We start from the raw sequence: 13,879 nt of genomic DNA on the forward strand, positions 1-13,879 counted from the left end.
GCGACATCACCGGTTAACATCTCCGTCGCATCCTGATGACTAGCGTGTCCGTATGACAGGGAGAAGGGAGTCCCACATGCCCATGGCGTTGCCAATCCGCGTGGTCCGCATTGCACTGCTTGCGCTGCTGCTGGCACTGGCGGGCGGCTGTGCCAGCCGCGGCCCGGCGCGCGCGGCACCCGACGCGGTGGACCTGCCCCGCTTCATGGGCACCTGGCATGTCGTCGCGCATATCCCCTACTTCGCCGAGCGCGGACACGTGGCGGCGCGCTACGAGTACACGCTGCGCGACACCGACAAGGTCGGCGTGGCGTACCACTACCGCGAAGGCTTCAGCGAGCCCGAGCAACTGCGCGAGGCACGCGCGTCGGTCAAGGGGGAGTCCGGCAACCGCGAATGGACGCTGTGGTTCGTCGGCGTGGTGCCCGCCAAGTGGCGCATCGTCGAAGTGGCGCCCGACTACTCATGGGCACTGGCAGATTACCCCGGCCGCGACATGGGCTGGATCATGGCCCGCGATCCGCTCATGGACGACGTGCGCTACGAGGAACTGGTGAAGAAGGCGCGCGACCACGGTATCAACGCCCGCCAGCTGGTCCGCGTGCCCCAGGCGCCGGCGCAGGTGGGGAAGCCAGGCTTCGGCGAGCCGAAGGAGCCGTAGAGAGGTCCGCTGCAGGAAGCCCTGCGCGCGACGTCAGTCGCGATGGAAATCAGAGGGGCCGGGCGTGTCGCCTCGTGCGGGCAATCAAAGCTCCCTCGCCCACCCCTGCTTGCCCGGGATCCGGGACCCGTCCTCCACCGTCGCGACTCACGTCGCTCCCATAACCCTGCGCCCCGCCGCGAAACTACTTCTTCCCGTAGTTCGACAGCGCCAGTTCCAGCAGCGTTTTGGCCTGCTCGCGCAGCACGGCGGGCTCGACGATCTCCGCATCCGCACCGTAATGCAGGATGTCCATCAACAGCTCGCGCGAGACGCTGTAGGGAATCTTCAGTTCGTAACGGCCGTCCGGCAGGTGGCGGCCCTGCTGCTTGGAATGCCACTGCTCGTCGGCGACCCAGCGTGCGGCCTTGGCGCTGAAGAGGATGGTGGCCCAGCCCTTCGGTTCGCCCGAGAAGATGCCGTAGCTCGACGCCAGATGCTGGTTCAGCTCCTCGTTCGGCAGGTCGCGTGCCGGCTCGTCGCCCAGTCGCGCGTTGCCGATGCGATCCACCGCGAAGCTGCGCAGCGCGTTGCGTTCGTGGTCCCACGCATCGAGATACCAGTTGTCGCGGTAGTGGGTGATGCGCTGCGGCGATACCGCGCGTCGCGTGCGCTCGTCGGTGGAACGCGCGCGATATTCGAACTGCAGTTGCTTGCGCTCGAGTACGGCCGACGCCACGGTGCGGAAGCTGGCTTCATCCAGCGTGCGGCCGCGGTGCGGGATCACCCGCACGCGATCCACGGGCCAGTGGTCCACGCCCGCATGGTCGGCCAGCAGGCCTTCGATGCGCTTCTGCAGCGGCGCCAGTGCCCCGGAGAGCACGCCACCGCCTGTGCGGACCAGCAACTGCTGCGCGGCGAGCAACGCATACAGTTCTTCCGAACTCAGCCACAACCCCGGCAGTTCGAAACGATCGCTCTCGGCCGCGTGGTAGCGGAAGCCCGCTTCGCCATCGCCTTCGATCGGCGCCATCAGCGCATCGCGCAGGTAGGCGAGGTCGCGGTAGACGGTGGCGCGCGAACAACCCAACTCCTCCTGCAGCCGCTTCACCGTGACCGGATAGCGCGCCGCCTTCAGGATGCGGTGCAGGGCGGTGATGCGTTCGATCTTGTCCATGGGCAGCGTGGCAGCGGGGGGGGCGTGGCCGGATTATCGCCGACGGTTGGCCGTTTTCGCCGCCTGCCTGCCGTTGGAAGAGACACAGGGGACAAGCGCCGACGGCGCCTTGGGCCCGTGCGGTGCCTGGTGCCGTGGCGTGTCTTCGCCGCCGCGACGCCCTCAACGCACGGACCCAAGGCGCCGCCTCTTCCCGGGAGCATGCCGACCATGTCGCCGCGCGCCGTCCTGCCCCTGCTGTTCGCACTGGCCGCCTGCCAGCCCTCCCCGAACGGCGATACCGGAGCGCCCGCCGCCACCCCGCCACACCGCCCGTCGTCCCCGCGCGCGACGCCGTACGGGACGTGAAGGCGTCGATGCAGCGGTTCCTGGCCGCCCGCCGCTTCCACGCACGGATGCAGGTGGAGGGCGCCCGGCCGATGACCGGCGAGATGGACTACGTGGCGCCGGACCGCTACAGGATCGCGTTGCCCGGCGGCACGCAGACCGTCATCGGGAATGTGCTGTACATGCAGGTGAACGGCCGACGCACGCAGGTGCCACTGCCTCCGGAGACGCTCGCCCCGTGGCGCGACCCGCTCGCATTCCAGCAGGCCGGGCAGGGTTTGTCCGCCGAACACGTCGGCGACGACACCATCGCCGGCCACCCTGCCCGGCGTTACCGCGTACGCCACGACGACCCGGAAGCGGTGGCGTTCGACTATTGGATCGGTCCCGGCGGTCTGCCGCTGCAACTGCGCCACAGCGGTCGCGACGACGAGGGTCGCGCCTACACGGTGCTGTTGACGTATTCGCGCTACGACGACCCGGCGATCAGCATCGACGCGCCGCCTTGAGTGAAGGCGGAGGGCCACGACGGGAAGACGACGCGTCCCGGCGCAGGAATGCAGGCGACCGTGACACGCATCCTGAATCGAGCGCGTCCCCGTGGCAGAATGCATGTCGCAAACCTGAATCGGAACAAGCACTTGGGTTGTGGCGCCGTCGGCTCACATCTACCATGTAACCGCTTACATTCCCTCTCCATTTCCTCGAGACCCGCCATGTCACGCCCGACGCCTCCCTCCTTGCTGGCACTCGTCCTGATCGCCGGCAACGTTGCGCCTGCCCTGGCTGGCGAGGTGGTGCTGCCGCGTAACGAGAAGGGGGAAGCCATCCATGCAGGCAAGGGGTTCGGCAAGCAGGGCAGTGCGGCGCTGCCGGTCATCGCCATGGCGGTGCGCCCCATTCCCGAAGCGCCACCTGAGCCGGCACCGCCGACGCCCACGCTCACCGGTGGCGGTGAACTGGGCATCGCCGCCACCAGCGGCAACAGCAACACCGAGAGTTTCAACGGACGGTTGGACCTGACCTATACCGACGGCGGCGCATGGCGCCACAGCGCCAGCCTGTTCGGCCTGCATTCGCGCTCCGAATACACCCGGACCCAGGACGACGGCAGCGTCATCCGCGACAGCCGCACCACGGCCAACCGCTACACGGTCAACACCAACAGCGCCTACCTGATGGACGAACGCGGCACGCTTAACACCGCCGTGCGCCACGAAGAAGACGACTTCGGCACCTACAGCCGGCAGCAGTCCGTCAGTCTCAGCTACGGCAACCGCGTCCTCGAGGGTCAGCGCGGCCACCTCGACCTGCAGGTCGGTCCCGGTTATCGCCGCGCGTACGACACGCTCGATGACCGCACCGAAGCCGGCTTCATCGGCCGTGGCCTGATCGACCTGCGCTACGCGCTGAGCGAGAACACCGAGATCGTCAACAAGCTGCTGGTGGAATCCGGCGAATACAACACCTTCGCGCAGAACGACCTGGGCGTCTCGGTCACGATGAACTCGCACCTCGCGCTGAAGGCGGGTTGGCAGGCGCGACACAACAGCGATGTCGCACCCGACATCAAGAAGACGGACACCCTGACCACGATGAACGTGGTCTACCGCTTCAAGTAACCGCGCGCGCCGCTCAGGCGAGGAACGCGCCCGCGCCCTGCGCCAGCAGTTGGGCAGCGACGCGTTGCCCCAGCGCCTCGGGATCGCCGGCCGGGCCGGTATCTTCCGCGCGGATCACCTGCCCCTCCGCCGAACCCACCAGTCCCGACAGCGACAGCGCATCGCCCGTGCGCTGCGCAAACGCAGCCACTGGAACATGGCAGCTGCCGTGCAATGCCCGGTTCATGGCGCGCTCCGCCTCCACGCAAACGCGCGTCGCGGCATCGTCCAGCGCCGCGAACAGCGCATGCGTGGCGGGATCTTCCGCCCGGCACTCCACCGCGATGGCCCCCTGCGCGGGCGCCGGCAGCCAGCGCGGCGCATCCAGCCGCACGCGGATGCGCGAAGCGAATCCCAGGCGTTGCAACCCGGCGCACGCCAGCACGATCGCGTCGTAGTCGCCGGCATCCAGCTTGGCCAGTCGCGTATTGACGTTGCCGCGCAGGTCCAGCAGCTGCAGGTCCGGGCGCAATGCGCGCAGCTGCGCCTGCCGGCGCAGCGATGACGTTCCCACGCGGGCGCCATGGGGCAGCGCGGCGATGCCGTCGTAGTGATGGGAGATGAAGGCGTCGGCCGGATCCGCGCGCGGCAGGATGGCGGGCAGCGCGAAGGGACCTTCGAGCTCCATCGGCACATCCTTCAGCGAATGCACGGCGCAGTCCGCCTCGCCGCGCAGCATGGCCAGCTCCAGTTCCTTCAGGAACAGGCCCTTGCCCCCGATGGCGGCCAGCGAGCGGTCCAGCACCTCGTCGCCACGCGTGCTCATCGGCACCAGCTCGACCGTCAGCCCGGGATGGGCGGCGCGCAGCCGGTCGGCGACGTGTTCGCTCTGCCAGAGGGCGAGCGGGCTCTTGCGGGTGGCGATGCGCAGCAGGGTCATGCGGGCATTATCCCGCATGGCGCCACGTCCGCGCGCGTTCAGAGCGCCTTGACGGTCTCGCGCAGGCCCGCCACGCAGCGGCGACTCACTTCCAGCGGCTCCTTGCCATGGCGCAGGATGGCCTGGACATGGCCATCGCCGATGCGCTTGATCTCGACCAGTTCGTGGCGCGCGACCAGGCAGTTGCGATGGATCCGCACGAAGCGTCCACCGAATTCCTCTTCCAGCGATTTCAGCGATTCCTCGATCAGGTCCTCGCCGCGCGCGTGGTGCACCACCACGTACTTCTCCTCCGCCTGCAGGTAGTGCACTTCATCCACGGGAATCAGCCGCAGGCTGCCCCGCAGGCGTGCACACAGGTGGGTCCGCGGCTGGCTGCTCGATGACGCCGGCGCCTGGGTCTCGCGTCCGGCGATGAAGGTGCGCGCGCGTTCGAGCGCGGCGGCCAATCGCTCGGCGCGGATCGGCTTCATCAGGTAATCGATGGCGGCGGCCTCGAAAGCCGACAGCGCGTGTTCGTCGTAGGCCGTGCAGAACACCACGGCGGGGCGCGGGTCGAAGGCGGCCAGATGGCGGGCGGCCTCGAGTCCGTCCACGCCCGGCATGGCGATGTCCAGCAGGACCATGTCGGGGCGATGCTGCGAACAGGCCTGCAACGCGTCCAGGCCGTTCTCGGCCTCGGCGACCACGTCGATGCCGGGATGCTCGGCCAGCAACGCGCGCAGGCGCTCGCGGGCAAGGGGTTCGTCGTCGGCAATAACCACTTTCACGGCAAAGGCGTCCTCGGTGAACGTTGGCGTGATCCCCCGCGTCCTAGGTTACCCATGGCGGCGCCATGCGTCATCCTTCGGGGGGCGCGTGGGGATTACAACGCAAACCGCCGGCTCATCCAGTCACCCAGGTCACGGATTTCCTCCGCGCACACCTGGTGTGCCATCGGATAGCGGTGCCATTGCACGTCGAAACCCAAGTCACCGAGTGCGCGGGCGCTCTGTTCGGCATGGATGAGCGGGATCACCGGATCCCCCGTGCCGTGCGCCATGAACACCGGTTGCGCGGTGGCCGCAGCCACCAGGTGCGTGGCAGCCTGCGCCGCGCCCGGCAGGTAGGTGGAGAGCGCGATCAGCCCCGCCAACGGCACCTGCCTGCGCAGGCCGGCCGCCAGGGTGATGGCACCGCCCTGGGAGAATCCCGCCAGCAGCAACCGCTCCGGCGCGATGCCCCGCGCCTGCTCGCGCGCGATCAATGCCTCCACCTGCACCAGCGACTCCTCGATGCCGGCGCTGTCCGCCCGAGTGGGGAAGTCCATGCCCACGATGTCGTACCACGCACGCATGCGGACGCCGTTGTTGATCGTCACCGCGCGCACGGGCGCATGCGGGAAGACGAAACGCAGCGCCGGCCATTCCGGGCGCACCAGTTCGGGCACGATCGGGGCGAAGTCGTGGCCATCGGCACCCAGGCCGTGCAACCACAGCACGGACCACCGGGGCGCCGGGCCGGTTTCCTGTTCGACGGTATCGAGGATCGGAGAAGCGGAGGAGGTCGTCATGCCGCCATTCTCGCCGCAGACGCGGGCGGACACCAATCAGCCGTCGCTGGCCCCTGCGGCAGGCAACCGGAAGCGCACCGTGCGGCGTGATGCATGCGCCTGGCCGGTCGCCTCGAAACGCCAACGTTGCGCGACCGCGAGCGCGGGCGCATCGAACATGCCCGCAGGCGTCGATGACACCAAGCGCACGTCGCGCACGCTGCCGTCGGGCTGGATGGTGAAAGCGACTTCCGCCTGCCCTTCCACGCGCGCGCGCAGCGCAGGCAGCGGATATCGCGGCTGTGCGTCCTGCAGCAGGCGCGGCGCCCGGTTCTCCTGCACGACGCGCGACGGCACAACGGAAGGGCTGGTGGCCGGTGCTTCTTCCTGTCGCGCAGGGAGCGGCGCAGGCGAAGGAGCGACGTCGGGTGCGCGGACAACCGGTGCGGCGGCGACTGCGGGCGCAGGCGCGGGCGCGCGCGCTGTCTGTGCCGGCGATGCCTCCAGGGTCGAGGACGCGGGGGATATGGCCGGCAGTGCTGCCGCCGCGTCAGCTGCGGCAGCCTGCAGCGCCTGCTCGCGCAGCAATGCCGCCACCCCGGCGCCCAGTCGCGGCAGCGCGGGCGCCCGCCCATCGATGCGTTCGATCAGACCCAGCAGGCGCTGCGCCTCCCCTGCATCGCCACGCGCGATCGCCTGTTCGGCGGCGATCAGCACATAAGGCTGCAGTTCCGACAGCGCAGCCTGCGCACGTACGCGCTCCGCCGCATCGGCACGCGCCGCCAGGTAGTGTTCCACCGCGTTGTCTCCCGCCGGGACAAGCATCCGGTTTTCCGCCAGTGCCTGTGTCGCCCGCGCGTAGTGCGTCGCGGGCGCCGCTGCGTCCGGCCGAGTGTCCGCCGCGACCGGCAGTGCCGTACCGCTCTGCTTCGCGTCGGGCGCGGATGCGCCCTGGCACCCTGCCAGGCACAGCAGCAACCCGCCCCCCATCCACGTCCGTTTCGCTTTCATCTCCACCCCTGTCATGCGGGCGGCAAGCCTAGGCGGCGATCATGACGACGGTGCGTCAGGCCATCCCCACCCTCGACACCGCTCCTCGCACCCGGCACTTCCGCTCGGGAGTTGCCCTGCGAATGCGCGCGATGGCGGCATCGAAGGCGGGTTGCGGCCTGGCGGGCGGGCTGTAAGCGTTTGCAGGTGGGTCGACCCCCGCGCCACGTGAAACTTCAGGTAAAGTGCGGCGATCAGGGGCCGATACCGCATCGTATCTCCCCGTTTCGGGGATGGCTGAGCAGGGAGTGCCGTGGCGAACCCGGTCCATCAGGCGGAAACCGTTCTTGGGGAAGAACTGACCGTGAGGCCCACTGCCATCGCCATGCCGCCGCACTTCGCCAATGGCGCGCCCGACGTATCCTGGGTCATCGACCACAGCGACAACGCGGTCGTCGTCTGCGACGACGCAGCGCACATCACCTGGATCAACCAGGGCTTCACGCGCATGCTCGGCTACACGCTGGAGGAAGCCGCTGGCCGCCGCCCCAGCGATTTCCTGGCCGGCCCGCACACCGATCCGGAGACGGTCGAATGGGTGCGCGGCCAGTTGAATGTCCAGCAGGGCTACCGCACCGAACTGCTGGTCTACGCCAAGAGCGGCGTGCCGCTGTGGATCTCTGCGGTCGTCAATCCCGTCTTCGACCCCGAGCGCAACGTCCGCTACCTGCTCGGCGTCTATACCGACATCACCCACAGCAAACTGCACGAAGAGCTGCACCGCAAGGTGCTGGGCGCCATCGTCCGGGAGCAGCCGCTGCAGGAGGTGCTGACGCTGGTCTGCCGCGAAGTCGAAAAGGTCATGCCGGAAGCCGTGGCGTCGGTGATCGCGCTGGACGACTACGGCCGCCTTCGCCCGCTCGCGGCTCCCAGCCTGCCCGACGCCATCGGCGCGCTGATCGACGGCGAGCTCGCGGGTCCGATGGTCGGCGCCTGCGGCTCGGCCGCCTGGAGCGGGCAGCCCGTCGAATGCAGCGACATCGAACGCGACCCGCGCTGGCAGGCGTACAACGCCCCGTTCCTCGCGCTGGGCATCCGTGCATGCTGGTCGAGTCCGATCAAGGCCCATGATGGCCGCGTGCTGGGCACGTTCGCGCTGTACTACTGGGAAAACAGGGCGCCCGACGATTTCCACCAGCGCGTGGTCGATGTCTGCCTGCATCTGTGCGCGCTGGCGATGGAGCGCGAGCGCGCACGTGCGCGCATGCACCAGCTCTCGTTCTTCGACACCCTGACCGGGCTGCCGAACCGTGCGCTGTTCAACAGCAAGGTCGAGCAGATGCTGCTGGGCGCCGCGCGCCGCGACAGCGCCGTGGCGTTGCTGTTCATCGACATCGACCGCTTCAAGATCGTGAACGACACCCAGGGCCACACGGCTGGCGATGCGTTGCTGCGCGAGCTGGCCAAACGCCTGGGCAGCGAGCTGCGCGAAGGCGACGTGGTGGCGCGACTGGCCGGCGATGAATTCGTGCTGGCCGTTCCCGACCGCAGTGCGGAGGAAGCCGCCAACCTGGCCGATCGCCTGATGGCCCGGCTGTCCGAACCGGTGAGCGCAGGCCGGATGATGCTGACGCCCCAGGCCAGCGTGGGCGTGGCGATGTTCCCCGCCGATGGCTGGGATGTGGATTCGCTGGTACGCCATGCTGATATCGCGATGTACCGCGCCAAGTCCGAGGGCGGCGCGCGCATCGTGTTCTACAGCCTCGAGATGAACCAGGCGATGCAGGAGCGCCTCGCACTGGAGAATGCGCTGCGCGAGGCGGTACGCAGCGGCCAATTGCGCCTGCACTACCAGCCGCAGGTCGCGCTGGATGACGATGCCCGCCTGCATGGCGTGGAAGCGTTGCTGCGCTGGCGCCATCCGGAAATCGGCGAGATCTCGCCCGCCACCTTCGTGCCGATGGCCGAAGAGTGCGGCCTGATCGACGAGCTGGGCCGGTGGACGCTGGAAGAAGCCTGCACCCAGATGGCGGACTGGCGGCGGCGCGGCGTGCCGGTGCCGCGCGTCTCGGTCAACCTGTCGGCGATCAACTTCGAACAGCAGGACCTGCCGACCTTCATCGGCAATGTACTGGGCAAATGCGGGCTTTCCCCGTCCGAGCTGATGGTGGAAGTGACCGAGAGCGTCATGCTGGCGCAGAAACCCGAGGTACTGGCCAACATCGATGCGATCCACCGCATGGGCGTGAGCCTGTCGATCGACGATTTCGGCACCGGCTACTCCAGCCTGAGCCATCTCCACCGCCTGCCCATCAGCGAACTGAAGCTCGACATGAGCTTCGTGCGCGACCTGGAGCACAGCGAGTCCGCCCGTGCACTCACCACGTCCATCCTGCGCATCGGCGAAAGCCTGGCGTTGAAGGTGGTCGCCGAGGGTGTCGAGAACGCGGCGCAACGCGCCGTGCTGGCCTCGCTCAACTGCGATCTTTTGCAGGGCTATTACGTCTCGCGTCCCCTGTCCCCGCACTCGCTGGAACGCTGGATCAGCCTGCAACCACCGGTGGAGTGAGCGAAAGGCGCGCCTGGTCTTCCAGCAGGAAGCCCAGTGCGTCACCACAAGGGGCCGCCACGCGGAACCGCAGCAACTCATCGGCGCGCGTCCGCCCCAGATTGACGGCGACCACCGGGATGTCCGCACGCACGGCGGCATGCACGAAGCGCAACCCGGAGTAGACCATCAAGGACGAGCCGACCACCAGCATCGCATCCGCGCGCCGGAGATGCGCCATGGCATGGTCGACGCGCGCACGCGGCACGTTCTCGCCGAAGAACACCACGTCGGGCTTGAGCAGTCCGCCGCACGCTTCGCAAGCGGGTACGTGGAACGCGCTGAAGTCGCGCCCGTCCAGATCGGCATCGCCGTCGGGCGCCGCGACAGCATCGAGCGCCACCCAGTCGGGATTCGCGGACGCCAGGCGGGTCTGCATTTCCGCACGCGCAGAACCCGCGCCACATCCCATGCACACCACCTGGTCGAGCCGGCCGTGCAGGTCAACCACCGACTGGCTGCCGGCGGCCTGGTGCAGGCCGTCCACATTCTGTGTCAGCAGCATTTCCGACAGCCCGCGCGCTTCAAGCGACGCCAGTGCGTGATGCGCGATGTTCGGCCGGGCGCGTGCGATGCGCGGCCAACCGAGCAGACTGCGCGCCCAGTAGCGCTGGCGCGTGGCATGGTCGCCCATGAACGCCTGATAGGTCACCGGCGGCGTGCGCTTCCAGGCGCCGTGTTCATCACGGTAGTCGGGAATGCCGGAGCCGGTGCTGCAACCTGCACCGGTCAGGATGAACAAGCGCCGGTGCCCGGTCAGGAAGGCTTCGAGTCGTGGATCGCCCATGCCGGCAGCTTAGGCCATGCCGCCGGCTCCGTGTTTCACGGCTTGGGCGCGGGGCAATAGCTGCGCAGGTAATCCATGTGGGCGGGCATCTGGCGTGCCGTACCCAGCACGTTGCTGCGGATGTCGTCGAGGAAGCGCTGGAGATCCTCTTTCGACATGACATCGGCGGTCGGGTGATAGCCCTTCGGGACGACGCCCTGTCCCAGCATGACCTGTATCCACGAATTCTCGCCGAACAACTCGCCGGGCACGTGGAAGACCGTGCCCGTCTCGCGGAAGAGTTCGATCCTATGCCGGAGTGTCGCGGGGATTTCCATCTCCGCTATGTCGCGCCAGTAGGGCGTGTCGCGGCGGTCGCTGACCGCGTAGTGCATCACCACGAAATCGCGAACGTGCTGCAGCTCTTCGTCCAGGCGGGCGTTGTACTCGTCGATCGCCGGCTGCGTGATCGTATGCGGGAAGGTCTGCAGCAAGCGCACGATGCCGCGCTGGATCAGGTGGATGGTGGTGGATTCCAGCGGCTCGATGAAACTGCCGGCCAGCCCCAGGGCCACGCAGTTCTTCGCCCAGCATTGCTGCCGTTGCCCCGGCTTGAACCGGATCGGCCATGGTTGCTTGATGACCTCGCCCTCGACACTGGACAGGAACTGCTCGCGTGCCTCGTCGTCGCTGATGTGGCGACTGGAGTACACGATGCCGTTGCCCACCCGATGCTGCAGCGGGATACGCCATTGCCACCCTGCCGTCCCGGCGATGGCACGCGTGTAGGGCACGGCATCGCGCACCGCGGTGGTCTGGGTGGCCAGTGCACTGTCGTTGAACAGCCACCGGGACCAGTCGGTGTAACCCACGCCCAGCGTCTTGCCGATCAGCAGCGCACGGAAGCCGGTGCAGTCGATGAACAGGTCGCCCTCGATCACCTCGCCGCGCTCCAGCTTGATCGAGGAGATGCCGCCATCGGCATCGGTGGCGACATCGACGATCTTGCCCTCGACGCGCTTGCACCCGTGGCGCTCACTGAATCCCCGCAGGAAGCGGGCGTAGAGCGCCGCGTCCATGTGGTACGCGTAATTGACATGGTAGCGCGGCAGATGGGAGAAGCGGTCCTGCAGCGCGGCCTGCAGTTCGATGCAATAGTCGCTGTACTCGCTCGCCAGGCCTTCGGCCCTCCCGCGCAGCCAGAAATGCTGGAAGCCCGCCGACCAGTGGTCCTTGCCGCTGGTGCCGAACGAGTGGATGTAGCGGTGGCCGACGTCCTTCCAGTTCTCGAAGGAGATGCCCAGCTTCACGGTACCCTGCACCGCCGCCATGAAATCCTGCTCCTTGATGTCGAGCAGGCGATGGAAGACCACCAGCGTCGGGATCGTCGCCTCGCCCACACCGACCGTCCCGATCTCTTCCGACTCCACCAGGGTGATGTCCAGGGTCTTGCCCAGCGTCTTGGACAGTGCGGCAGCGGCCATCCAGCCGGCGGTGCCGCCACCGGCGATGACGACACGCTTGACGGTGCGGGGACTGGTCATCGGTTGCGACGTCTGCATGCAGGTTCACTCAACGGTTGAGGCGCTGCTGCAGCAGCGCGCGCAGGTGGCGGACACGGGCTTCGTCGAGGGGCGCGAGCACACGCCGTGCCGCTTCGGGCACATGGCCGGCATCCCGTTCCTCGTCGTAGTCGAAAACATAGTGGTCGAACACGTCCCTCCACACCGCGCGCTCGTGCGCGGGAAGGTCGCGCACGCTCATGATGGCCAGCATCAGCGCATTCATCGGCGTGTCCATCCACGCGGGCGACTGCCGCCACCAGTAATTCACCAGCACGTTGAACGCGTCCAGGCCCTCCACGTGGTGCCACCACATGCTGGGAATGAACACCGCGTCGCCCGGTTCGAGCACTGCGGTGCGTGCATGCCTCAGCGCCTCCTCGAAGCGCGGGAAACGCGCGAGGTCAGGCGCAGAGAAATCCACCAGGCTCACCGCCTGCCCCGCAGGCGTGTGATCCAGCGGACCGATGTAGAGATTCTCCAACTGGTCCGGCGGGAACAGCGTTACCTGGCGGCGACCCGCGACGACGCAAGCGAGATTGTCCGGCACATCCTGATGCGCAGCGATCCGGCTGCGATTGCCGATCCAGATGCTGGCCAGTGGATCGCGCGGACGGAGATCGACGTCGTTCTCGGCACGGAAGCCCGGCAGGAAGGTGTCGAGCGTGGTGGAGGCCACATAGATGGAAGGTGGCGCTGCCGCATCGAGATACTTGCGCAGCGTGTCGAGCGCGACGGACAGCGGCACCTGTTCACGACGGAAGTTGAAGCCGCTCAGGTCCTCGTTGTAGAACACGCGTCCTTTCGCCTCGGGTGGAGCAACGGTGGCCACGACGGGCATGCCGCCGTGGTCGAACCGCTTGAGGTAGTCGATGCCCGCCACCGCCGATGCACGTGCCGCCTGCACCATGGGCCAGGTCGAGACCAGCCCTCGCAGGACCACCGGCCGTGCCCCCTGCAGCACAGCCTCCGGCAGCGACTGCGGACTGCAGCCAGCGATCTCGTCGATGGACTCAGCGAGCGGAAGCACGGCGCCGGTTGGTCCGTTCGATCAGATCGCGGAAGCGCGACATCGATGCCAGCACCATGTAGACGGGCAGCAGATGGCCATCGCGCGCCAGCCGTTCCAGCGCATCCCCGGACAATGCCTGCAGCCGCGCCTCGTCGATGGTATGGAAGCCAGCCAGCCGGTTGTGCGAGCCATCATCCAGCTTCACGTCGAGCACGAATGATTCCAGCAGACCGTGCTCCAGCAGGGCATCAATGAAGGCGGGCGTGGCGACGACGCCATCATGCAGCGCCAGCAGCACGGACTTCACACGCTCCAGGAACTCCGTGGCGCCGCCATGGTCATGGAACAGCGGCTCGCCGCCTCCGTCGCGGGCACGCGGGTGCTCGAGATCGACATGCAGCAAACGCTCTTCGCCGGATACCCCGACCAGGAAGGGCTGCCGCCTGACGGACAGCGGGACATACGTGGCGTCCCAGCGCTCCCCATCGAGGAACAGGTTCTCGCCTTCCTGCAGGCCGAACAGTGCCAGCGGAACGAAGCGCCCCTCGCCGTCGCGCGCGAACACGATCGGGTAGTGCGCCTGCACGTCGCGGAACTCGGCAGGGAATGTCAGCGCCCGCATCACGGCGTCGCCGAGCGCGGCTCCATGACCGGCCCGCACGCGGAGCGTCCGGTGCTCGATATTGTTCAACAGGACGTGCTGGCTCATCGGCTCTCGCAGGCTA

14 protein-coding genes are annotated in these 13,879 nt (G+C 67.9%); 5 read left to right on the top strand and 9 right to left on the bottom strand.

Features of this window, described 5'->3' with window-relative positions:
• Window positions 1-82 precede the first annotated feature (82 nt).
• Entirely contained in the window at window positions 83-661 is a 579-nt protein-coding gene (locus tag WBN46_RS06445; RefSeq protein ID WP_337730775.1) for a lipocalin family protein, read from the top strand.
• Between the two features lie 184 nt (window positions 662-845).
• Here WBN46_RS06445 and WBN46_RS06450 read toward each other — a convergent pair whose 3' ends face one another.
• On the bottom strand, window positions 846-1,817 hold the full coding sequence (locus WBN46_RS06450; protein WP_337730776.1) for a YafY family protein: 972 nt from the start codon (window positions 1,815-1,817) through the stop codon (window positions 846-848).
• Between the two features lie 356 nt (window positions 1,818-2,173).
• On the opposite strand from WBN46_RS06450, the gene WBN46_RS06455 reads away from it, so the two are divergent.
• Both WBN46_RS06455 and WBN46_RS06460 read left to right on the top strand, forming a co-directional pair.
• Window positions 2,174-2,653, top strand: a complete 480-nt coding sequence (locus tag WBN46_RS06455; protein ID WP_337730777.1) for a hypothetical protein — start codon at window positions 2,174-2,176, stop codon at window positions 2,651-2,653.
• A gap of 231 nt (window positions 2,654-2,884) precedes the next feature.
• A complete protein-coding gene (locus tag WBN46_RS06460; protein WP_337730778.1) occupies window positions 2,885-3,766 on the top strand; it encodes a DUF481 domain-containing protein in 882 nt (293 codons plus the stop codon).
• A 13-nt stretch (window positions 3,767-3,779) separates the two neighbouring features.
• Here the strand turns inward: WBN46_RS06460 and hemC are convergent, their stop codons facing one another.
• The 4 genes from hemC to WBN46_RS06480 all read right to left on the bottom strand — a co-directional run bounded on the left by hemC (window position 3,780) and on the right by WBN46_RS06480 (window position 7,227).
• Window positions 3,780-4,685: a hydroxymethylbilane synthase gene (gene hemC / locus WBN46_RS06465; RefSeq protein ID WP_337730779.1), complete on the bottom strand. Its 906-nt coding sequence runs from the start codon at window positions 4,683-4,685 to the stop codon at window positions 3,780-3,782.
• A gap of 38 nt (window positions 4,686-4,723) precedes the next feature.
• Complete coding sequence (locus WBN46_RS06470) at window positions 4,724-5,455, bottom strand: LytTR family DNA-binding domain-containing protein (RefSeq protein ID WP_337730780.1); 732 nt, start codon at window positions 5,453-5,455, stop codon at window positions 4,724-4,726.
• Between the two features lie 95 nt (window positions 5,456-5,550).
• On the bottom strand, window positions 5,551-6,237 hold the full coding sequence (locus tag WBN46_RS06475; RefSeq protein ID WP_337730781.1) for an alpha/beta hydrolase: 687 nt from the start codon (window positions 6,235-6,237) through the stop codon (window positions 5,551-5,553).
• Window positions 6,238-6,273: 36 nt separating this feature from the next.
• Window positions 6,274-7,227, bottom strand: coding sequence for an energy transducer TonB (locus WBN46_RS06480; protein ID WP_337730782.1), 954 nt, complete (start codon window positions 7,225-7,227; stop codon window positions 6,274-6,276).
• A 41-nt stretch (window positions 7,228-7,268) separates the two neighbouring features.
• Between WBN46_RS06480 and WBN46_RS06485 the strand changes: the two genes are divergently transcribed.
• Entirely contained in the window at window positions 7,269-7,403 is a 135-nt protein-coding gene (locus WBN46_RS06485; RefSeq protein ID WP_337730783.1) for a hypothetical protein, read from the top strand.
• A 167-nt stretch (window positions 7,404-7,570) separates the two neighbouring features.
• On the top strand, window positions 7,571-9,775 hold the full coding sequence (locus WBN46_RS06490) for an EAL domain-containing protein (RefSeq protein ID WP_337730784.1): 2,205 nt from the start codon (window positions 7,571-7,573) through the stop codon (window positions 9,773-9,775).
• Here the strand turns inward: WBN46_RS06490 and WBN46_RS06495 are convergent.
• The 4 genes from WBN46_RS06495 to WBN46_RS06510 are packed head-to-tail and all read right to left on the bottom strand — an operon-like array spanning window position 9,750 to window position 13,863.
• Window positions 9,750-10,601, bottom strand: a complete 852-nt coding sequence (locus WBN46_RS06495; RefSeq protein WP_337730785.1) for an NAD-dependent protein deacetylase — start codon at window positions 10,599-10,601, stop codon at window positions 9,750-9,752. The two genes, WBN46_RS06490 and WBN46_RS06495, sit on opposite strands and share 26 nt — an antisense overlap.
• Before the next feature lie 35 nt (window positions 10,602-10,636).
• Complete coding sequence (locus WBN46_RS06500) at window positions 10,637-12,142, bottom strand: tryptophan halogenase family protein (protein ID WP_337730786.1); 1,506 nt, start codon at window positions 12,140-12,142, stop codon at window positions 10,637-10,639.
• Between the two features lie 10 nt (window positions 12,143-12,152).
• Window positions 12,153-13,172 (bottom strand): cupin-like domain-containing protein, encoded by a 1,020-nt coding sequence (locus tag WBN46_RS06505; RefSeq protein ID WP_337730787.1) that lies wholly within the window; start codon window positions 13,170-13,172, stop codon window positions 12,153-12,155.
• Entirely contained in the window at window positions 13,156-13,863 is a 708-nt protein-coding gene (locus WBN46_RS06510) for a SapC family protein (RefSeq protein WP_337730788.1), read from the bottom strand. The genes WBN46_RS06505 and WBN46_RS06510 overlap by 17 nt, the downstream gene beginning before the upstream one ends.
• Window positions 13,864-13,879 lie beyond the last annotated feature (16 nt).

The organism is Pseudoxanthomonas sp. CCNWLW251, from assembly GCF_037402255.1.
Taxonomy (GTDB): Bacteria; Pseudomonadota; Gammaproteobacteria; order Xanthomonadales; family Xanthomonadaceae; genus Pseudoxanthomonas_A.

Bases quoted from the DNA above. Each gene is read 5' to 3' on its own strand.
- WBN46_RS06455 (WP_337730777.1), top strand. From the start codon at position 2,174: ATGCAGCGGTTCCTGGCCGCCCGCCGCTTCCACGCACGGATGCAGGTG.
- WBN46_RS06500 (WP_337730786.1), bottom strand. From the start codon at position 12,142: ATGCAGACGTCGCAACCGATGACCAGTCCCCGCACCGTCAAGCGTGTC.
- WBN46_RS06480 (WP_337730782.1), bottom strand. From the start codon at position 7,227: ATGAAAGCGAAACGGACGTGGATGGGGGGCGGGTTGCTGCTGTGCCTG.
- WBN46_RS06485 (WP_337730783.1), top strand. From the start codon at position 7,269: ATGACGACGGTGCGTCAGGCCATCCCCACCCTCGACACCGCTCCTCGC.
- WBN46_RS06475 (WP_337730781.1), bottom strand. From the start codon at position 6,237: ATGACGACCTCCTCCGCTTCTCCGATCCTCGATACCGTCGAACAGGAA.
- hemC (WP_337730779.1), bottom strand. From the start codon at position 4,685: ATGACCCTGCTGCGCATCGCCACCCGCAAGAGCCCGCTCGCCCTCTGG.
- WBN46_RS06450 (WP_337730776.1), bottom strand. From the start codon at position 1,817: ATGGACAAGATCGAACGCATCACCGCCCTGCACCGCATCCTGAAGGCG.
- WBN46_RS06445 (WP_337730775.1), top strand. From the start codon at position 83: ATGGCGTTGCCAATCCGCGTGGTCCGCATTGCACTGCTTGCGCTGCTG.
- WBN46_RS06510 (WP_337730788.1), bottom strand. From the start codon at position 13,863: ATGAGCCAGCACGTCCTGTTGAACAATATCGAGCACCGGACGCTCCGC.
- WBN46_RS06495 (WP_337730785.1), bottom strand. From the start codon at position 10,601: ATGGGCGATCCACGACTCGAAGCCTTCCTGACCGGGCACCGGCGCTTG.